This window comes from Geothrix sp. (assembly GCF_020622065.1).
GTDB lineage: Bacteria > Acidobacteriota > Holophagae > Holophagales > Holophagaceae > Geothrix.
Map to the genome: position 1 here is coordinate 308,493 of NZ_JAHRYQ010000001.1, position 20,073 is coordinate 328,565.

18 protein-coding genes are annotated in these 20,073 nt (G+C 68.4%); 7 read left to right on the top strand and 11 right to left on the bottom strand.

The window, feature by feature from the left end:
* Positions 1-24: 24 nt before the first annotated feature.
* Both QZ647_RS01550 and QZ647_RS01555 read right to left on the bottom strand, forming a co-directional pair.
* Positions 25-546, bottom strand: a complete 522-nt coding sequence (locus QZ647_RS01550; RefSeq protein WP_291270487.1) for a DUF4149 domain-containing protein — start codon at positions 544-546, stop codon at positions 25-27.
* Between the two features lie 39 nt (positions 547-585).
* Complete coding sequence (locus QZ647_RS01555; RefSeq protein WP_286354107.1) at positions 586-987, bottom strand: type II secretion system protein; 402 nt, start codon at positions 985-987, stop codon at positions 586-588.
* 123 nt (positions 988-1,110) lie between these two features.
* On the opposite strand from QZ647_RS01555, the gene QZ647_RS01560 reads away from it, so the two are divergent.
* On the top strand, positions 1,111-1,818 hold the full coding sequence (locus tag QZ647_RS01560; RefSeq protein WP_291270488.1) for a hypothetical protein: 708 nt from the start codon (positions 1,111-1,113) through the stop codon (positions 1,816-1,818).
* 213 nt (positions 1,819-2,031) lie between these two features.
* Here the strand turns inward: QZ647_RS01560 and hppD are convergent, their stop codons facing one another.
* The 4 genes from hppD to QZ647_RS01580 all read right to left on the bottom strand — a co-directional run bounded on the left by hppD (position 2,032) and on the right by QZ647_RS01580 (position 8,393).
* Positions 2,032-3,141, bottom strand: coding sequence for a 4-hydroxyphenylpyruvate dioxygenase (hppD, locus tag QZ647_RS01565; RefSeq protein WP_291270489.1), 1,110 nt, complete (start codon positions 3,139-3,141; stop codon positions 2,032-2,034).
* A gap of 181 nt (positions 3,142-3,322) precedes the next feature.
* Positions 3,323-6,436, bottom strand: a complete 3,114-nt coding sequence (infB, locus tag QZ647_RS01570) for a translation initiation factor IF-2 (RefSeq protein WP_291270490.1) — start codon at positions 6,434-6,436, stop codon at positions 3,323-3,325.
* A gap of 57 nt (positions 6,437-6,493) precedes the next feature.
* Positions 6,494-7,822 carry a transcription termination factor NusA gene (nusA, locus tag QZ647_RS01575; protein WP_291270491.1) on the bottom strand — a complete coding sequence of 443 codons (1,329 nt, stop codon included), beginning with the start codon at positions 7,820-7,822 and terminating at the stop codon, positions 6,494-6,496.
* Between the two features lies 1 nt (position 7,823).
* Positions 7,824-8,393 (bottom strand): ribosome maturation factor RimP, encoded by a 570-nt coding sequence (locus QZ647_RS01580; RefSeq protein ID WP_291270492.1) that lies wholly within the window; start codon positions 8,391-8,393, stop codon positions 7,824-7,826.
* Between the two features lie 446 nt (positions 8,394-8,839).
* Here QZ647_RS01580 and folD point away from each other — a divergent pair, with 446 nt between their 5' ends.
* Positions 8,840-9,748: a bifunctional methylenetetrahydrofolate dehydrogenase/methenyltetrahydrofolate cyclohydrolase FolD gene (gene folD, locus QZ647_RS01585; RefSeq protein WP_291270493.1), complete on the top strand. Its 909-nt coding sequence runs from the start codon at positions 8,840-8,842 to the stop codon at positions 9,746-9,748.
* On the opposite strand, the gene QZ647_RS01590 is transcribed toward folD, so the two are convergent.
* Together QZ647_RS01590 and QZ647_RS01595 are read right to left on the bottom strand one after the other, a co-directional pair.
* Entirely contained in the window at positions 9,745-10,635 is an 891-nt protein-coding gene (locus QZ647_RS01590) for a TonB-dependent receptor (RefSeq protein WP_291271919.1), read from the bottom strand. The two genes, folD and QZ647_RS01590, sit on opposite strands and share 4 nt — an antisense overlap.
* Positions 10,535-11,797 carry a TonB-dependent receptor plug domain-containing protein gene (locus QZ647_RS01595; RefSeq protein WP_291270494.1) on the bottom strand — a complete coding sequence of 421 codons (1,263 nt, stop codon included), beginning with the start codon at positions 11,795-11,797 and terminating at the stop codon, positions 10,535-10,537. The genes QZ647_RS01590 and QZ647_RS01595 overlap by 101 nt, the downstream gene beginning before the upstream one ends.
* Positions 11,798-12,067: 270 nt before the next feature.
* On the opposite strand from QZ647_RS01595, the gene QZ647_RS01600 reads away from it, so the two are divergent.
* The 4 genes from QZ647_RS01600 to QZ647_RS01615 are packed head-to-tail and all read left to right on the top strand — an operon-like array spanning position 12,068 to position 16,619.
* Positions 12,068-12,613, top strand: a complete 546-nt coding sequence (locus QZ647_RS01600; RefSeq protein WP_291270495.1) for a YfiR family protein — start codon at positions 12,068-12,070, stop codon at positions 12,611-12,613.
* A 60-nt stretch (positions 12,614-12,673) separates the two neighbouring features.
* Positions 12,674-15,037, top strand: coding sequence for a response regulator (locus tag QZ647_RS01605; RefSeq protein WP_291270496.1), 2,364 nt, complete (start codon positions 12,674-12,676; stop codon positions 15,035-15,037).
* Positions 15,034-15,414, top strand: coding sequence for a response regulator (locus tag QZ647_RS01610; protein ID WP_291270497.1), 381 nt, complete (start codon positions 15,034-15,036; stop codon positions 15,412-15,414). Before QZ647_RS01605 ends, QZ647_RS01610 begins: the two co-directional genes overlap by 4 nt.
* On the top strand, positions 15,411-16,619 hold the full coding sequence (locus tag QZ647_RS01615) for a hybrid sensor histidine kinase/response regulator (RefSeq protein ID WP_291270498.1): 1,209 nt from the start codon (positions 15,411-15,413) through the stop codon (positions 16,617-16,619). The genes QZ647_RS01610 and QZ647_RS01615 overlap by 4 nt, the downstream gene beginning before the upstream one ends.
* Here QZ647_RS01615 and QZ647_RS01620 read toward each other — a convergent pair.
* Complete coding sequence (locus QZ647_RS01620; protein ID WP_286354095.1) at positions 16,591-17,349, bottom strand: 3-oxoacyl-ACP reductase family protein; 759 nt, start codon at positions 17,347-17,349, stop codon at positions 16,591-16,593. The two genes, QZ647_RS01615 and QZ647_RS01620, sit on opposite strands and share 29 nt — an antisense overlap.
* A 46-nt stretch (positions 17,350-17,395) precedes the next feature.
* Here QZ647_RS01620 and QZ647_RS01625 point away from each other — a divergent pair, with 46 nt between their 5' ends.
* Positions 17,396-17,704, top strand: a complete 309-nt coding sequence (locus tag QZ647_RS01625; protein WP_286354094.1) for a 4a-hydroxytetrahydrobiopterin dehydratase — start codon at positions 17,396-17,398, stop codon at positions 17,702-17,704.
* A 26-nt stretch (positions 17,705-17,730) separates the two neighbouring features.
* Here the strand turns inward: QZ647_RS01625 and QZ647_RS01630 are convergent, their stop codons facing one another.
* Positions 17,731-18,186, bottom strand: coding sequence for a hypothetical protein (locus tag QZ647_RS01630; protein ID WP_291270499.1), 456 nt, complete (start codon positions 18,184-18,186; stop codon positions 17,731-17,733).
* Between the two features lie 44 nt (positions 18,187-18,230).
* The gene (locus tag QZ647_RS01635; protein ID WP_291270500.1) at positions 18,231-20,063 is read right to left on the bottom strand and encodes a pseudouridine synthase; all 1,833 of its coding nucleotides are present in this window, start codon (positions 20,061-20,063) and stop codon (positions 18,231-18,233) included.
* Between the last annotated feature and the right edge of the window lie 10 nt (positions 20,064-20,073).

Genomic DNA, 20,073 nt, shown 5'->3' on the forward strand with positions numbered 1-20,073 from the left:
GGGCGGGGCTGATGGCGCCGCAGCTCAGGCTTTGGGCGCCGAGTCTTTCCGGGGCAGCATGCCCACGGTGGACGCCAGACCCATGGCCAGGAGGATCCTCAGGAAGAACAGGTTGCGGCTGAGGCCGTGGGCCTTGTTGTAGGCCACGCGGTCGGCGTGGTCCGGCGCCAGGGTCTCGATGGGGGCGCCAATGCGGGCGCGGATGGCCCGCACCTTGGGCGTGACCACGAAGGTGCTGGCCAGGCACATGAGCAGGGCCACCAGCCAAGCGGCGCTCCAGAGGCGGATGGGACCGACGATCTCCTCTTTCACCTCGGCCATCCAGCGGGCGCCCCAGCTCAGGCCCGCGAGACCGAAAGCGACCCAGGCCGCCCAGTCCAGGCGCCCGATGGTCAGGCCCGCCAGGCGCCCCGCCACATCCCGGCTGGGCAGTTCCTGGAAGAGGAGGGGGGCCGAGAAGGCGCCGAACCCCAGGGCCGCTCCCGCCCACAGCAGCAGCAGGGCGACCGAGACCTGATCAAGACGACGAAGGGTGCTGGGGCTCATGGATGTCCCGGGGAGGAAGGGTGAAGGGCGAAGCGGCCCCTACCACTCGTTGTAGGGGATTCCGTCCTCGCTCTTGTCCGTGGAGCCACTGCGCACCCGGAAGATGCCCACTTCCGCATCGGGGTTGTCCGGATCGGGGGGTTCGAGCTCGGTCTGCCAGGTGTCCTTGGAGCGGGTCATGGGATCAACCGGGATGTCCCGCAGGTAGTGCAGCTCCCGCAGGGCGCCGAGGTTCGAGGGGTACTTGCCCCGGTCCGCCCGGAACTGCTCCAGGGCGTGGTTGAGCTGGAAGAGGTTCTCCTTGAGCACCGCCTCCCGCGCCATCTGCGTCTTGTGGCGATAACCCGCCAGGCCCACCGTGGCCAGCAAGGCCAGGATGGTCATGACCGCGACCAGTTCGATGAGCGTGAAGCCGCGCTGGCGGGAGGGGGTGAGGCGCATGGAATTACCTTACCTCAGGTGGCCGGCGGGCGGTTGAAGGTGGGCGTTCCGGCCCGGGGCGGCTGGATCCGGGCGGCTCCACCGCAGAGGAGGTGGCATGCTTGGGGCATCTCCGGAGGCGCCATGTCCCGCAAGGTCAACCTGCTCCTCGCAGGCCTTCTGATGGTCCTGGGCGGTGCCTGCAAGCGTCCCGAGACGGCCGTATGGGAGCGCCCGGTGCAGCGGATCGAGCTGGTGCAGACGGTCCCGGGCATGACCCCGGACGAGGAAAGGGCCCTGGTGGCCCAGCTGTCCGAGGGATTGGGGGTTCCGGTCGACGCCCCGGACCAGGGGGCGGGTCCCGTCCGGATCTTCCGCCTCACCCTGAAGGGAGGGCCCAACCCCAATGTTGGGCGGGGCCTCGGAAAGACCCTGCTGGTCTCGACCGGCGGCGGGGCGCTGATGGGGCTGCTCATTCCAGCCTTCGGGTTCACCACCTGGGCCACCGTTCGTTCCGCCGCCCTCGCCACCGGTGCCGGAGGTCTCCTGGGGCTCGCCTACGGCCCCTTCTGGTTCAAGGACAACCAGAGTCTGGAACAGGAGATGGGCTATCTCCCCTGGTATTTCATCGCCGAGTGGGATGTGCTGGAACGCAGGCCGCGCTTCGGTGAAGAGGTGGTGGCTCACAGCGGGAGCCCCGGGGTCTTCTTTGGCCGGCACACGCCCCATTTGGACCTGAGGTCCACGATGAAGCCGCTGCCTCCCGAATCCCGAAGCGAGGCCGAAATCCGCCAGGCCAGCCTGAAGGCCTACGGCGAAGCCTTGGTGAAGCACTTCCGCAAGAAAGGCTAGAGAACACCGCGCTTCTTCTGATCCAGCTCAATGGAGTCGTACAGAGCCTGGAGAACGACGATGGGTGCCGAACCTCCCTCACCAGGAGGGCGAATCTAACGAATGGCACGAGTCATTCCGGGAGAGGTCTGAGCCCGAAGGGCGAAGAGGTTGCCCTCGCCGAAGCCCATGGGGCGACCGACCATCGGAGGCTTCGGGGGAACAGGCGCGGCGTTAGAGAACGCCGCGCTTCTTCTGATCCAGCTCAATGGAGTCGTACAGAGCCTGGAAGTTGCCCTCGCCGAAGCCCATGTTCCCCCGCCGCTGGATGATCTCGAAGAACAGCGGCCCCAGCTGGTCTTCGGTGAAGATCTGGAGGAGGTAGCCGCTCTCGTCGCCATCGATCTGGATGCCCAGCTCCTGGGCCTCGGCGAGGCTTTCCCGCACGGTGTAGCCGCTCTTGGCGATGCGGCCCGGCAGCAGCTCGTAGTAGGTGTCGGGCACCCGGAGGAACTTGAAGCCCTGGGCCTGGAGGGTGCGCAGCGTGTGGAAGATGTCGTTGGTGGACATGGCGATGTGCTGCACGCCCTGGCCCTTGTGCCGATCCACATATTCCTGGACCTGGCTCTTCAGATCCGTGGGCTGGTTGATGGGGATGATCACCTGGTTGTTAGCGCTCTGCACCACCTTGGAATCGAGGCCGGTGCCCAGCGCGCCACGGATGTGGAACTCGCGGGTGACGACGAAGCCGTAGACGCGCTCGTAGAAGTCCACCAGGGCTTCCATTTCGGCGGGGCCCACATTGTTCGTGAGGTGATCCACCCGCACCAGGCCTGGATCGCAGAGAGCCTCGGCGGGGTCCGGCCCGAGGCCGGGCCAGAAGGCGCCCAGCTCACCCTTGCGCTCCACCAGGAAGTTCCAGACATCGCCCACGCCCCGGATGGCGGCGAAGCTGAGGGTGCCGTCCCCGAGCGCGTGGGTCTGGGGCTCGAGCATCACATGGGCGCCCTGGGCCCGGGCCTGGGCGAGGGCGAGGTCGAGGTCCTCCACCAGGAAATTGAGCGCGCAGACCCCCTCGCCGTGGGCCTGGAAGTAGTGCCCGGCCGGGTGGGAGGCGTCGGCTTCAAAGATGAGGATGTCCATGCGCTGCTGCCGCAGGTGCACCAGGCGGCCCCAGGGGTGGCGGCCGCTGGCGATCCGGGCGAAGCCCAGGCGCCGGTACAGGGGCTCCAGGCGGTCGATGGAGCCGGTCAGCTGGAAATGGTCGATGCGGTGCAGCCCCATGGGATTGCTGGCGGGCTTCGACGGCGTGGGAGAGGTGAGGGCGAAGCTGGGGCTGGACATGGAATCCTCGTCGGGGGGGATGTCCCAGTCTGGCGTCGAAGGTCCGTGACGGGGATCACACCATAATCGTTTACATGAGTGTAATCAATAGTTTAAACACCATTGGGTCAGATATGGAAATCAATGGAAACGGGCCCGCAGAGCGGGCCCGTTGGAAATCAGCATGGGGCTCGGATCGTCGTCAGCTGAGGCTGGTTGCGATGACCTTCTCCTTGCTGAAGAACTCGAGGAGATCCCCTTCCTTCAGCAGGTCGAAGCCGTCGATGGCGATGCCGCAGTCGAGGCCGTTCTTCACTTCGGACACATCTTCCTTGAAGCGCTTCAGGCTCTTCAGGGCGCCCTCGAAGAGGGTCTCCTCGCCGCGCTTCACGCGGACCTTGTGGTTCTTCTGGACCTTGCCCTCGGTGACGAAGCAGCCGGCGATGACGGTGCGGCCGATCTTGAAGAGCTGGCGGACCTCCGCCTGACCGTGCACGGTCTCCTTCTCGGTGGCGTCCAGCATGCCGACCATGGCCTGCTCGATCTCCTCGGTCACCTTGTAGATGATGTCGTGGAAGCGCAGGTCCACGCCCTCTTCGCGGGCGAGTTCCTCGGTCTTCTTCTCGGCCTTGGTGTGGAAGCCGATGATGGTGGCCTTGGAGGCTTCGGCGAGCAGCACATCGTTCTCGGTGACGGTGCCGGCGGCGCTGTGGATGATGCGCACCCGGACCTTGTCGGTGCTGAGCCGCTCGAGCTGGCCCACCAGCGACTCCACTGAACCCTGGGTGTCGGCCTTGATGATGAGCGCGAGCTCCTTGACCTGGCCGTCCTTGATGGTGCTGAACAGGGTTTCCAGCGTGGCGCGCTGCTTGAGGTGGGCCGCCTGCTTGGCCTTCTCCTGGCGGAACGACACGATGGTGCGGGCCTTGGGTTCATCCTCGACCACCTGGAAGTTGTCGCCGGCGCTGGGTACTTCCTCGAAGCCGAGGATCTGCACGGCGCTGGAGGGGCCGGCCTCGGTGACGCGCTGGCCCAGGTAGTCGAACATGGCACGGACACGGCCCATGGTGGCGCCGGCCACGAAGATGTCGCCGGCCCGCAGGGTGCCTCGCTGTACGAGCACGGTGGCCACGGGACCTCGGCCCCGGTCCAGGCGGCCTTCGATGATGGATCCGGCGGCGGGACAGTCGTAGACCGCCTTGAGTTCCTTCAGGTCCGCCACGAGGAGGAGCGTCTCGAGCAGTTCGTCGAGACCCTGCTGGGTCTTGGCGCTGACGAGGACGGCGGGCACATCGCCGCCGTAGGCCTCGGTCTGGACGCTGTGCTGGAGCAGGCCCTGCTGGACCTTGTCCGGGTTGGCGCCGGGCTTGTCGATCTTGTTGATCGCCACGACCAGCGGCACATCCGCGGCCTTGGCGTGGTTGATGGATTCCACGGTCTGGGGCATGACGCCGTCGTCGGCGGCCACCACCAGGACGGCGATGTCCGTGACCTTGGCGCCACGGGCGCGCATCTTCGTGAAGGCTTCGTGACCTGGGGTGTCGAGGAAGACCACCTTGCGCAGCTCGCCGGTGTTCGGGTCCTTCACATTCACATGGTAGGCGCCCACATGCTGCGTGATGCCGCCGGCTTCGCCCGCGGCCACCTTGGTCTTGCGGATGGCGTCCAACAGTGAGGTCTTGCCGTGGTCGACATGACCCATGATGGTGACGACCGGGGGCCGGGGCAGCTTCTCGCCCACCACCTCGCCGGACTCGTCGGCGGCGATCTGGACATCCTCCTCGAAGGACACGATGTCGGCGAGGAAGCCGAACTCGCGGGCGATGTCCTTGGCCATCTCGGTGTCGAGGGGCTGGTTGATGGTGGCGAAGATGCCCCGGTGGAGCAGCTTGGCCACCACATCCTTGGCGGGGCGGTTGCACTTCTCGGCGAGTTCCTTGACCGTCACGCCCTCGGAGAGCATGACGATGCCGATCTCCTCCTCGATGTACTCGCTGGCCACCTGCTGGGCACGGGAGCGGGGCTGGCGGAGCTTGAGGTCGAGTTCCTCCTCCTTGCTCCGGACATAGCCGCCCTTCTTCTTCTTGCCACCCACATGGGCGCCACGGCCAGGGCCCTTCTGGCTGTTGGGATCGATGGGACCCGAGGCCGGGATGGAGGGACCGCGACCGGGGCCGCCGGGGCGGGAACCCATGCCGGGTCGGCCGGGACCGCCAGGGCGCGAACCCATGCCGGGACGGCCGGGGCCGCCAGGACCGCCGGGGCGTCCACCGGGGCCGCCGGGGCGGCTGCCGGGTCCGCTCGGCCGGCTACCGGGCGCAGGGCGGGCCTGGGGCAGCTGGATGTAGCGGGCGGGCTCCGTGGATCGGGGTGCCGGGGCCGGAGTATCCGATGTCTTGATGCGGCTGAAGCCCTGGTCGGGCCTCATCTCCGTGATGGCGGGGGGGATGTAGGGGCGCCGCGAAGGGGAGACCGGCGCGGGCGCCTCGTGGCGCACTTCGCCACGGCCTGTGTTGGTGGCCATCGGCAGGACGGCCTTCTCCTTCTGGGGCATGCCGGAGCGCTGCACATTGCCAGGCACGGAGGACTGGCCGGGCCGCTGCACCATGGGGCGGGCGCCCGCTTCGGGGCGGGGGCCCGAACCGGACGGCGTTCCCGCGGGGGCAGCCTGAGCCGGCCGCGGGGCCGCGGGGCCCGTGGGACGCGCGGGAGGCAGCTGGATGTAGCGGGCGGGCTTGTCATCCCGGGGAGCCGGGGCGGGAGTGCCCGTGGACACCTTCAGGCGGGAGAAGGTCTCCTGGGGAGCCTCCGCCTTGGCCGGTGCCGGGACAGGCTCGGCGGTGGCCGGAGCAGCCGGAGGCTGCGGGGCCGTGGGGGCCACGGGGGAAGCGGCCGTCGACTCCATTTTTGCGTCCTTGGCTTCAGCCTGCGGCGCGGGGGCAGGGACGGCGGCAGGAGCAGCGGGCGCGGAGGCGGGTTCGGCCTGAGGCTCCGGTCGGGGCTCGGGGCGGGGTTCGGCCTTCTTCACCAGCACCGCGGGGGCAGGCTTGGCGGGCTCGGCCTCCACCTTGGCGGGCGGCAGGTTCGGCGCCTTGACCACCTTCACGGCGGCGGAGGGCTTGTGGAGGGCGAGCGGCGGGGCCTCGGACTCTCCCTTGTGCTTGCCCTGGAAGGCCCGGCGGATCTGGTCCGCCTGGTCGTCGGTGAGGTTGGAGCTATGGCTCTTCCCTTGGAGGCCCAGGCGCTTATCGGCGGCCTCGATGACCTCCTGATTGGCGACTCCGAGCTCTTTGGCGAGTTGGTTGATACGCAGCATGTAAGCGGACTACCTCGGCCTGGGGGTGGGGAACGGGAAGGGCTGCAGGACTACAGCCTACTCCCCGAAGTGAGCCTGCACGGCATCGATGAGACGGAAGGCCAGATCCTGATCCATGCCCTCCACCTGCATCAGCTGCTCGGCAGTAACAGTGTAGAGGGATTTGACATCGGGGTATCCGGCGGCGGCCAGACGGTCCGCGAGGGCGGCGTCCAGACCCTCGACCTGGATCGCATCCTGGAGGGTGGAGGCGGGCGCGGCGGCCTCCGCGGCCGGGGCGGCTTCGTCGCTGGCATCCGGCAAGGCCAGGCCCATGGCGATCTCGGCCTCGCGGCGCTTGTCGGCCTCGCTGCGGACATCGATGTTCCAGCCCGTGAGCTTGGCGGCCAGGCGCACATTCTGGCCCCGCTTGCCGATGGCGACGCTGAGCTGCTCGTCGTCGACGACCACTTCCACCCGGCGGCCCTCGGGGTCCACCAGGTTCACGCGGATGGCCTTGGCCGGGTTCAGCGCATTGGCGATGAACTGGGCGGAGTCGTCGGAATACCGGACGATGTCGATCTTCTCGTTCTTCAGCTCGCGGATGATGGCCTGCACGCGACTGCCCTTGAGGCCCACGCAGGCGCCCACGGGATCGACATCGGGATCGAGGCTGTGAACGGCCACCTTGGCGCGGTCGCCGGCCTCGCGCACGCAGTTGCGGATGACCACGGTGCCGTCATGGATCTCGGGGACTTCATTCTCGAAGAGCTTGATGAGCAGCCGCGGATCGGTGCGGCTGACCTGCACCTGGGGATCCTTGGCGCTGCGGTCCACGCTGACGATGACCACCTTGATGCGCTGGCCCTTGTCGAAGCGGTCACCGCGCAGCGCCTCGCTGCGGCGCAGCATGGCTTCCACCCGGTCGATCTCGAGGATGATGGCGCTCTTCTCGAAGCGCTTGACCTCGGCGACCACCACCTCACCGATGCGGTCGGCGAATTCGGTGAAGATGCGCTCGCGCTCGGCCTCGCGGACCTTCTGCACCAGCACCTGCTTGGCGGCCTGGGCGGCGATACGGCCCAGCTGGCTGGTGTCCTGGGGCAGCCAGAGGGTGTCGCCCTCGGCGGCATCGGGGTTCAGCTGCTGGGCTTCGGCCAGGCTGATCTCCAGATCCTCTTCCTCGACTTCGGCCACCACCTGCTTCAGGGCGTAGACATGGAACTCGCCAGTCTCCCGGTCCATCTGGGCCTGGAAGTTGCCGTAGAAATCCTGGGCATTGAAGTATTTGTCCGCGGCCTTGGCGAGGGCCTCCTCCACCGCTGCGAACACATCTTCTTCAGGGATCCCCTTTTCAGCGGCGATCATCTTCACGCTGTCGAAAAAGGTCGTTGCCACATTCGCCATCTCAGGCCTCCTCGTCCTCGACGGCGCTTGTCTCTACGCCATCGGCATCCGGTAGTTCAGTCAAACGGGCGGCCAGGTGCTTGGGCCGCGGGGTCTTTTCTTCGTCGAAGGGTGCCAGCCGGGCCTTCTGGATGGCCTCGACCGGAATGGTCTTCAGGACGCCGTCCTCCTCGAGGGTGACGCTGCCCTCGGCCACGGGGCCGATCCAGCCCTTGAACCGCTTCTGGCCATTGATGGGGGCGGCGGTCTGCACGCGGCAGAGCCGCCCGGCAAAGCGGCGGAAGTGGTCGGCCTTGACCAGGGGGCGCTCCATGCCGGGGCTGCTGACTTCCACGCCGAGCTTCTCGCGCAGGTCGGGGAACTCCACATCCATCCAGAGGGCCAGGCCTTCGTGGGCGGTGGTGCAGTCGTCCAGGGTGACCTTGCGCCGGCTGGTCTCGGCATCCAGGTGGTCGATGTAGAGCCGCAGCACTTCGTCCCGGCCCTCGCGGGCGGTCTCCAGGTGCACCAGCTCGTAGCCCAGCAGGGCCAGCTGGCGTTCGAGGGGAGGCTGGACTTTCTTCAGATCCACTGAGGCTCCGGTTGAACAACAAAAAAGGTGGGCCGAACCCACCCAGTCTTGGCACCCGAGACCGGGAGGCCATGGCCGAATTGAATGGCAAGTCTAGCGCTCATTCCCAGGAATCTCAAGGCGAGTTAATGGGTCTGTGCTCTCCGGGGGTTCCCCGCTGCGCGGACACCCCCGGGCCCCCGCGCAGGAACGCGGCCAAGCCGCGCTCCTGCTGATCGCTCTCCGGGGGGTTCCCGCTGCGCGGACACTCCCGGGCCCCCGCGCATTGGCCCGGCAAAGCCGGGCCAATGCTTGATCCCTCTCTGGGGCCCCGAGCCATGCGTGTATGGTGGGGATCTCGGGGCTCGCCGCGCGAACCTTCCGCCGGCCCCGGCAAGCCGTGCCCCTGCCTAAATTCTTGATGAGGACCACAGGCGCGCTGGGCTTCAATGGAGGCTGGGGGACTCATGGCCACCATCCTGGACGGCAAGGCGCACGCGGACCGCATGCTGGAGGCAGTGCGCCTCGGGGTCGAGGCCCGGAAGGCGGGAGGTCTTCGGGCCCCCGGGCTGGCGGTGGTGCTGGTGGGCGACGACCCGGCCAGCCAGGTCTATGTCCGCAACAAGTCCGCCGCCTGCGGCAGGGTGGGGATCATCTCCATCGAGCACCGGCTGGTCGCGGACACCCCCCAGGCGGACCTGGACGCCCTCATCGACCGCCTGAATGCCGATCCGGAGGTGGATGGCATCCTGGTGCAGCTGCCCCTGCCCAAGGGGTTGGATTCCAAGCGGGCCCTGCACCGCATCAGTCCGGCCAAGGATGTGGACGGCTTCCATCCCGTGAACCAGGGCCTGCTGCTGGAGGGCCTGCCGGGCCTGCGCCCCTGCACGCCCAGTGCCTGCATGTCGCTGCTGGCCCACCATGGGGTGGAGCTCAAGGGCCTGCGGGCCGTGGTGCTGGGTCGCAGTGAGATCGTGGGCAAGCCCATGGCCCTCATGCTGCTGGAGCAGCACGCCACCGTGACCATCGCCCACAGCCGGACCAAGGACCTGCCGGAGGTCTGCCGGGAAGCGGACCTGCTGGTGGCCGCCGTGGGCCGTCCCGGCCTGGTGGAAGGCTCCTGGATCAAGCCCGGCGCCGTGGTGGTGGATGTGGGCATCAACCGGATCGAGGACGAGGTCCTGGGCGCCCGGATTTTCGCGGCTGAACCCAAGAAGCTGGAGACCCTCCGGGTCAAGGGTGCGGTACTCTGCGGCGATGTACGCTTCGGCGAGGCCATGCAGGTGGCTTCGGCCGTGACGCCGGTGCCGGGCGGCGTGGGGCCCCTGACCATCGCCGGGCTCCTGACCAATACCCTGCAGGCGGCGAACGGCTAGAACCGCCAGACCAGGTCCAGGTTCACCAGCCGGTCATTGGCCGGAAGGGGGGCGTGGGCGCCATAGTAGGGCTGGAGGATGGGGTAGTTGGCGGCTCCCAGGTTGCTGGCGGACAGCCGCGCCTCGGTGCCGGTGCCCAGCCACTCCTTCCAGGTCAGGGCCAAGTTGACGAGGATCCGGCCCGGCTGGGGGGCGCTCTCGACCAGGTTGGGCAGGAGGTCATCCGGGGCGATGCCGGACTGGGCCGATCGGGCGGTCTGGCCTTCCCGGGCCGAGGCGTAGAGCAGGCTCGGGGCCACCTGCACGGGCCCGAGGCGAAGGTAGGTGCCCACATTCACCTTCAGGGGGGAGATGCCCAGGAAGGCGTTGCCGCCGCTGCCGAGGAAGAAGGGATCCACCTGCCCATCGGGGCGGGTGTAGCTGAGGTTCGCGAACCCGCCCCAGGTCTGGTTCCGGACTTCCAGGCTGGCCTCGAGCCCCTTCGAGTGGGTGGAGCCCGCGTTCACATAGTAGATGTTGTAGTTGTCCAGGCCGAAGGAGATGGAGCGGGTCACGCTCATGCGGTAGAGGTTCAGGCGGACGACGGAGCTGCCGTTCAGGCGCCAGCCCAGCTCCAGCTCGCGGCTGCGGATGATCTCGGGCCGCAGGTAGCCCTTGAAGGCGAAGAAGGTGCTGTAGGTCTGGAAGAGGGTCGGGCTCCGGAAGGCCTCGCCATAGAGCAGCTTCGCGTTGAAGCGGCCCTGGACGAAGGTGAGTCCCAGCCTGGGGGCGAAGGCATTGGACAGGTCACTGTCCTCGTAGCGGCCCCCGGCCGTCAGCCCGAAGGCGCCGGCCTGCTGGGTGTACTGGAGGTAGCCGTACCGGGTCTGGAGGGTCTGCTGGGGCAGGAGGACCGTCGGATCCTTCGGATCGCGGAGCGCCGTGGTTCTGGAGATCCACGCTGCGCTCGCGGTCCTGGATCAGGCCGCCCCCGGCGATGAGCACGCCGGGGTAGGGCAGGTTCCAATGCAGGGAGGCGTCCAGGACGAAGCGGCTGCGCTCCGTTCCCGAATGGTTCACGCCGTTGGAGTTGCGATCCTGGGGAAAGACCGAGCCGCCGGTGTTCTCCAGGAGCTCGCCCCGGGTCTCGAGGCTGAGGCCGTGGTCGAAGGCGAAGCTGCGCTGCACCCGGATTCCCTGGACGATCCGCGAGGCCGTTCCCAGCGTTCCCGGGGGCAGGCCGGGCAAGACGGGGTTGCCGTTGCCGGACCCGCCGCCGTCCACCTGCGCCTCCTGGAAGGCGGCCCGGACCAGATGCACCGAGGTGCCGAGGGCGCGGACTTCGCCGAAGAGGTTGGTGACCTCCCGGCGGGTGTTGCCCTGGTCCTGGCTGAAGCTCCGGCCGGTGAAGAAGGTGTCCACATAGGGCTGGCGGCTGAAGGGGCTGGACTGGTACCCCACATTCAGGGAAATGGCCGCCCCATTGGAGAACTGGCCGTTGGTGACCAGGAAGCCCCCGCCGCCGAAGTTGCCGGCGCCGAGGCTGCTGCCCCGCAGGGTGAACCGGCCGGCCTCGGGATCCTCCGCCGAGCGGGTGATGAGGTTGATGACGGCGGCTCCCGCGAACTGCCCATAGATGGCGCTGCCGGGACCCCGGATCACCTCCACCCGCTCGATGAGCTCCGCGGGATAGCTCCCGTAGTAGTTCACATTCCCGTTGTGGAGGGGGCTCACCTGGATGCCGTTGACCATCAGGAGAGCCTTGCCCTCGTGGGCCCAGATGCCGCGCTCGGCCAGCCCGATGAGGGCCGTGCCGTCGTTCCCGAAGTCGAAGCCGGGCAGGGTGCGGAGGATGTCGGCCAGTTCGCGCCACCCGTACCGCTCGATGTCCGTCCGCGTGACCACGGAGACCGCGGAGGGCGCCTCCTCCTGGTTCTGCTGGAGCCGACTGGCGATGATGACCGGGGTGTTCAGCAGGCGGGCCATGTCGTCGGGCTGCTGGCCGGGCAGGAGCGGGTCCTGTCCCAGGAGCGGCAGCGAGAGCAGGGGGAGCAGGCGGGCGCGCGGCACCAGACCTCCGGTCAAGGGATTCATATGGGTTCCTTTCGGCAGTTCAACATGGAATCCATGAATCCCGACGCCGGGGGCTGGAATCAAGTCCGGGTCCGGGTCCGCCGAAACAGGAGGGAATCTCGGTTCCATGCAGGTCACCCGAAGTCTTTTCGGGACGAATTCTGCGACCGGATCTCAGACCACTTCCTACCTCCATTCTGCAGCCCATCCCATGCGTCCATGGATCGACCCCATGAACATGAAGCCTGACCGCGCCCGGGCGGTTTCATGAGACGCACCTCCGCCTGTCTGGCGCTGGCGATCGTGGCGGTCGGAGGCCCCCGGCTCGAGGCCCAGGCCCCCGTGCCGGAGTACGCGCTGAAGGCGGAGGTCTTCCTCAAGGTGCTCTCCTATGTGCAGTGGCCGACGGGCCCAGAGCCGGCAGGGTGGCCCATCGACATCGTGGTGGTGGGGAAGTCCCCGTTCGGGACCTATCTGGACGACTACGCGCGAGCCCGCACCATCCAGCGCCGACCGATCCGCGTCCGCTACCAGGCGAAGACCGCCGATGTGGGGCCCTGCCACGCGATCTTCATCTGCCGCTCGGAGGCGGGCCGCGCCGATGCGGTGCTGGCCTGGGCGAGGAACCACCAGGTCCTGACGGTCTCCGATGACGAGGGTCTCGCCCGCCGGGGGGTGATGGTGAACCTGGTCCTGGAAGGTCATCTCGTCCGCCTGGCCGTGAGCCCCAGCGCCGCCGCCGCCGCCGGGATCACCCTCACCCGCCTGCTCCCGTACACTCGGATCCTCCCCCCGGCCCGACCCATCCCCTGACCCTTGCCCCCTGACCCCTGACCGCTGCCCCCTGGACGCGCCACGCCACCGGAGCCGTTTTTGACCGCACCGACCTCATCCATCCGCCGCAAGGTGATCACGCTGGTCCTCGCCACGACGACCACGGCCCTGCTGCTCTCGGCCCTGGCCTTCCTGGGGTATGAGGGCTACGCGCTGCGGCGGGCGGCGGCCCAGGATCTGCAGGCCCTCGGGGAGATCATCGCCTACAACACGGCACCCTTCGTGGCCTTCCACGACGGGGGCCCGGCCACTCAGATTCTCGAGAGCCTGAAGACGCACGGCCACATCGCCCGGGCCCAGGTCCACATGGCTTCGGGGGAACTGCTGGCCTCGTACCCGGCGGATGGGCGCCCCGTGGTCATCCACCCGCTGGACGCCGCCCGCGACCGGGTCTGGTTTTCCGGGGGCCGCATCGAGCTGACGAAGCTCGTCCACAACCCGGAAGGGCAGCCCACCGGCTTCGTCTTCCTGTCCTCGGACATGAGCCACCTGAACGCACGCCTGGTCCTGGCGAGCCTGTTCCTGGCCGGCATGCTGCTCCTGATCGGCCTCGTGGTCGCGACCTTCGTCCGGCGCTGGGCCCGGGTGATCACGGAGCCGGTTCTGGAGCTCGCGGGCGTCGCGTCGCGGGTATCCACCAGCCGGGACTACAGCCTGCGGGCCCAGTCCCGTTCCGATGATGAGCTGGGGGCCCTGATCGGGGCGTTCAACGGGATGCTGGAGCGCATCCAGGAGCAGGACCGCCACCTGGCCGAGCACCGCGGCCAGCTGGAGGAGCAGGTGGCCACCCGCACGGGCGAACTCGTCCGGACCAACAACGAACTGCTCATCGCCAAGGAGCGGGCCGAAGTCTCCAATCGTGCCAAGAGCACCTTCCTGGCGAACATGAGCCACGAGCTGCGCACACCCCTCAACGCCATCCTGCTCTACAGCGAGCTGGTGCGCGAGGACTCCGAGGCCGCGGGACACGCCGAGATCCTGCCGGATGTGCGCCGCATCGAGTCCGCCGGGCGCCACCTGCTGAGCCTCATCAACGACATCCTGGACCTTTCCAAGATCGAAGCCGGGAAGATGACCGTCTCCTGCGAAACCTTCGATGTGCCGGGCATGATCCGCGATGTCCTCGCCACCGTGGAGCCCCTGGCCGCCAAGAACGGAAACTCGCTCCATTTCACCTGCGCTCCTGATGTGGAGGAGATCCACTCGGATGCGATCAAGGTGCGGCAGTCCCTCTTCAACCTGCTGAGCAATGCCTGCAAGTTCACCCGGGAGGGCCACATCGAAGTGCGGGCCGCCGTGGATCCCTTGCCGGGCTCGGAGACTCCTTGGCTTCACCTCTCCGTGGAGGACACGGGCATCGGCATCAGCCCGGATCAGCTGCAGCGGATCTTCAGCGAGTTCATCCAGGCGGAGGAAGGCACCAGCCGCCAGTTCGGCGGCACGGGGCTGGGCTTGGCCCTCAGCCGCAAGTTCTGTCAGATCCTGGGCGGCGACATTCGCGTCCGGAGCGAGGCGGGCAAGGGCTCGGTCTTCACCATGCTCCTGCCCCTGTCGCCCCCGAAGGCGCCGCCGGCCCCTGAGCCGGCTTCCACCCTTGGCGGGCTGAGCGGGCAGGGCACGCCGGCGGCCAGTTTGCCGAGGGGCCCAGTCCTGCTCATCGACGACGACCCGACGCTCCTGGAGGCCCTGTCCCGGCTGCTGGCCCGGGACGGCTACGAGGTTCGGATGGCCCAGAACGGCGCCGAGGGGCTGCGCATGGCCCGGGAGTTCCACCCGGGGATCATCGTGCTGGATGTGATGATGCCCCTGATGGACGGCTGGGAGGTGCTGAAGGCCCTCAAATCGGATCCGGTGCTGGAACCCATCCCGGTCGTGATGCTCACGATCCTCGATGAGGTCGAGCGGGGCCTGGCCCTGGGGGCGGCGGAGTATCTCTTCAAGCCCATCGACCGGGCCCAGCTCACGGGGGTGCTCCTGAAGTTCCAGCCGTCCTCGCCCCCCTTCCAGGTGCTCGTGGTCGAGGACGACCAGGCGACCCAGCACACCCTGCGGCGGATCCTGCTGGCCGAGGGCTGGGAGTCCCGTTCAGCCTCCGATGGCGCCGAGGCCCTCGACCTTCTGCGGGAAGGGGTTCCGAACCTGATCCTCCTGGACCTGATGATGCCGGGCATGGACGGCTTCGATTTCCTGGCGGAGAAGCAGGCGAACCCTGAGTGGGCGGGTATTCCAGTGGTGGTCCTGACCGCCCGGGAACTCGGGACCGCCGAGCAGGAGCGGCTGCGCCGTAGCCAGGTGGCGGCCGTGATGCAGAAGGGCCTCTACACCAAGGGAGAACTGGTTGAGGAAGTTCAGCGCACCATCCGCCGGAGTACTGCCCTGATGCCGGAAGGGGGGCGAGCATGAGCCGGATCCTGCTGGTCGAGGACAACGAGATGAACCGGGATGCCATCTCCCGGCTGCTGGAACGACGCGGATTCACCCTGCTGACGGCGCCGGATGGCGAGGAAGGGGTGCGCCTCTGCCGGGAAGCCCTGCCGGATCTGGTGCTCATGGACCTGGGGCTGCCCGGCATCGACGGGTTCGAGGCCACCCGTCGGATCAAGGCCGATCCCGCCACTCAGGGGATTCCGGTCGTGGCCCTGACAGCCCGGGCCCTGACCTCGGACCGGGAGGCGGCCTTCGAGGCCGGATGCGACGATTACGATACCAAGCCCGTGGATCTGACCCGGCTGGTGGCCAAGATCCGGCAGCTGCTGGGACGCGAGGGTGATGCGCCATGATCCATGGAAATCCAGCCCGCCTGCTCGTGGTCGATGACGCGGATTCCAACCGCGAGGTGATGACCCGCATCCTCGAGCGCGAGGGCCATGAGGTGGCCACGGCCGTCGACGGCGCCGAGGGGCTGGCGAAGCTCCGCAGCGGGAGCTACGACCTGGTGCTCCTGGATGTGATGATGCCGGGCATCGACGGCATCCAGGTGATCCAGGTCATGCATGAGGATGAGCGGCTCAAGCGCATTCCCGTGATCATGCTCTCCGCCCTCCACGAACAGGAGACGATCCTGAAGTGCATCCAGCTGGGGGCCCAGGACTACCTGCCGAAACCCATCAACCAGCAGCTCCTCAAGGCCCGCATCGCGGCCAGCCTGGAGAAGAAGCGGCTGCAGGACCTGGAGCTGCAGTACACCCAGCAGGTGGAGTCCATCAGCGCCCAGCTGAAGGCGGCCAATGAGCAGCTCCTTCGTGCCAACCAGCTGAAGAGCCGTTTCCTCGCCACCGCGGCCCACGACCTGAAGAACCCACTCGGCGGCATCGTCCTGCTTTCCGACGGCATCCGCATGGAGGCCGAGGCGGGAGGCTCCTACGCCCGCATCGCCACCCAGGCGGGGCGGGTCCACGATGTGGTCCAGAAGATGGTCCACATCATCAACGGCCTGCTGGATGCGACCGTCCAGGAGGTGGGCGAGGTGAGCCCCTGCTTCGAGATGACCGACTTGGGCGACCTGATTCGTCGCGTGATCCAGGAAAACGAGCTCTATGCGGCGAGCAAGGACATCCGCCTCCATGGCCCGGCACCCGCCGCGAGGTGCCAAGGCTCCGTGGACGGCACCCGGCTGGCCCAGGTCATCGACAACCTCGTGAACAACGCCATTAAGTACTCCCCCGGTGGTCGCGAAGTCCGGGTGGAGCTGGGCCTCCAGGTGACCGGCGCTGGGCGCCGGGCCCGCATCGAAGTGCGCGACCAGGGGCCTGGTTTCACGCCCGCGGACCTGGAGAGGGCCTTCGAACCCTTCCAGCGGCTCTCCGCCCTTCCCACCGGCGGCGAATACAGCACCGGGCTCGGTCTTTCCATCGTCAAGCAGATGGTCGAGCTGCACGGCGGCCAGGTCTGGATCGAAAGCGAACCTGGCCAGGGAGCGGCCTTCGTGGTGGAGATCCCGCTGGTGGAGGAGGGCTCTAGGGACAGAGGCCCCCATCCACATTGATGATCTGCCCGCTCATGTAGCTGGCCCAATCAGAACAGAGGAAGGCCACCACGCCCGCCACCTCCTCCGGTTCGCCCTCCCGCTTGAGGATGGTCGGGGCGAGCATCTGCCGGCGGGCCTCTTCGGGCACATCCTGGGTCAGCTCGGTGTGGATGAGGCCGGGGTTCACCGCGTTCACCAGCACACCGAAGGGCGCCATCTCCCGGGCGAGGCTGCGGGTGAGGGCGATCACCGCGCCCTTGCTGGCTCCGTAGTTGGTCTGGCCCGCCTTGCCGATGATGCCCGTGGGGCTGACGATGTTGACGATGCGCCCCCACTTGCGGTTCATCATGCCTCGCACGAAGGCCTTGGTGGCGTAGACGGTGCCCCGGAGGTTCACATTCATGACCTCCTCCCACTTCTCGTCGCCCATGAGGATGAAGGGGCCGTCCTGGCGGGTGCCCGCATTGTTCACGAGGATGTCCACCGGGCCCAGCTCCGCCTTCACGCGGTCGGCGGCGGCTTCCAGCTCCGCCTTCACGCGCACATCCGCCAGCACGGCCATGGCCCGGCGGCCCGTACCTCGGATTTCCTCCGCCACGGCCTCGGCCAGATCCAGGTTCTTGTGGGCGTGGACCACCACATCGGCCCCCCAGCGGGCGAACTCCACGGCGATGGCCCGCCCGATGCCCCGGGAGGACCCGGTGACGAAGGCGATGCGGCCGAGCAGGGGTGGCTGGTTGAAGGGCATGGCAAGATCCAGATGCAACGAATTAGGATGCCGCAGGGGGGGGAGCATGTCCAAGGATCTGGTGAGTCCCGACGCCATGGAGGCTTTCCTGAAGGCGCACCCCGATTGGGTCGCGCAGGGCGATGCCCACGGCCTGACCCTCCGCCGGCGCTATGTGTTCTCCGCCTATCCCCGCGGCCTCGGGTTCGTGGTGGCGGCCGCTGAACATGCCGAGAAGGTGGACCACCATCCTGACCTCACCCTCGGCTACCGCTGGGTGGTGGCCGTCCTCACCACCCATGTCAGCCTCGGCGTCACCCAGCGGGACCTGGATCTGGCCGAGGCGCTGGACCGGCTGTACCAGGAGCATATCTAGGATCTGCTTTCCGGGCCGCTCTCCCGCTACCGCACCGGCGATCCGTGGGGCAGCTGCCGGTTGAAGCGCTCCTGGAGGGACCGCACCTTGACTGAGTCCAGCCACTGAGGTTGGCTGGGGTCGCTCATCATGAACTCGCCCAGCTCGATGGCGCCATGGCTGAACGAGGGGACCGCCAGGGCCCGGTTCAGGCGGGCCCGGAAATCTCCCAGGAACAGGCGGAAGGCCCGGTGACGAGGGGGCTCCTGGAGGGCGATGTCCCAAACCTCCACCGTGGCTTCGGGCGTACGCCGCGAGACGGGCGGCAGCGGCCGCGGAGGGCTCCCGAGCAGCAGTCCGTCCCAGCAACCCCGCGGTGCCAGATGGATCCCCGCAATGGGGTCGCCACCCAGCTCCGGCCGCCCATCGGGGACCAAGCCGAGGGCCGGCGGTTCCTGGGCGGCGAGGGCCAGCGGGAGCAGAAGGCAGGACAGGGCGTTCATGGGATCAAGGAGATCACGAACGGGGCGAGGCGGGGCTTTCGAGGCTAGGGTTTCCGCGGCTTGGACTTTCCCATCCGGGGCACGGGCTTGCGCGTGGGGCGGTCGGCGGGACCTTCGCGGCGGGGGCCGGAGGGGCGGTCCGCAGCGCCGAAGGTCCGGCGGGGCCGGGCTTCGCCATCCTCGCGCCGGGGGCGGGCGGGGCGGTCGTTCGGGCCGGAGGGTCGGCGAGGCCGGGCATCCCCATCCTCACGCCGGGGACGGGTGGGACGGTCCGCGGCGCCGAAGGTGCGGCGGGGACGCTCGTCTTCACCCTCACGCCGAGGCCGGGCGGGGCGGTCGTTCGGGCCGGAGGGTCGGTGGGGCCGGGCATCCCCATCCTCGCGCCGGGGGCGGGCGGGACGGTCCGCGGCGCCGAAGGTGCGGCGGGGACGCTCGTCTTCACCCTCACGCCGAGGCCGGGCGGGGCGGTCGTTCGGGCCGGAGGGTCGGTGGGGCCGGGCATCGCCATCCTCACGCCGGGGACGGGCGGGACGGTCCGCGGCGCCGAAGGTGCGGCGGGGGCGCTCGTCTTCACTGTCGCGGCGGGGTCGAGCGGGACGATCGTTCGGACCGGAAGGGCGGTGGGGCCGGGCATCGCCGTCCTCACGCCGGGGACGGGCGGGACGGTCCGAGGCGCCGAAGGTGCGGCGGGGGCGCTCGTCTTCACCGTCGCGGCGGGGCCGGGCGGGGCGGTCGCTCAGGCCGGCGGGCCGACGGGGCCGGGCATCGCCATCCTCACGCCGGGGGCGCATGGGGCGCGCGGGGGCACCCTCCTGGTCGTCGTAGCGCTTGGCGCGGGCCACGCGCTTGAGCTTGTGGTCGCGGCTCTCCGTGGGCTGGAAGATGCCCTCCTCGCCCTTCACGCCGCTGCTGGCGCGGACGATGCGGGCCTGGTTGCGGAGGGCCTTGAGGGCGGCTTCCATGTCCGCGGGCATGGGGGCGGTGACGGTGACCTGCTCCTCGGTGACGGGGTGCTTGAAGCCCAGCAGCTCGGCATGCAGGGCCTGGCGGTCGAGCAGGGGGCTCTCCACGCCGTAGACCTGATCGCCCAGCAGGGGATAGCCCCGGTCGGCGAACTGCACGCGGATCTGGTTGCGGCGGCCCGTCTCCAGCTTCACTTCCACCACGGTATGGCCCGGCAGGCGCTCGATGACGCGGTAGTGGGTCACGGCCTCCTTGGCACCGGCGGGCATGCGCTTGCCGCCTCCGGGGCCCTTGCGGACCGTGGCCACGGACATCTTCAGGGACTTGGCGTGCTCGATGAGATGTCCCGCCAGGGTGCCGCTGTTTTCGGGCAGTTCGCCCACGAGGATGGCGAAATAGACTCGCTGGAGGCGGTGCAGCTCGAAATGCTTCTTCAGGCCGTGGAGGGCCTCGGGGGTCTTGGCGAAGACCAGCACACCGCTGGTGAAGCGGTCGAGGCGGTGCACGATGTAGAGATTGAAGCGCTTGAAGCCGCGGCGGCGATAGGATTCGGTGATGGCCTCGGCCAGGCTGGGTTCGCCCGGCTTTTCCGCCGGCACGGTGAGCAGGCCCGCGGGCTTGAATACGAAGAGCAGGTGGGTGTCCTCCCACAGCGCTTCATAGGGGCCGGCCTGGAGCTTGCGGGCAGGGGGCAGCACCTCGTAGGTCTGTTCGGGGTCGAAGGCCACCTTGACCTTGTCGCCGACCTTGAGCCGCTGGCCGTGCTTCTCGGCCGGCTGGTCGTTCACGGTCACGCAGCGGCCATCAATGAAACCCTTGGCCTGGCGGTGGCTGATCACCATCACCTTGTGCAGTTCTGAAGCCAGGGCCGCGCCTTCGTGCTCCGCCTGCCATTCCCGTTCGATGCGTGCCATGGCGACGCCC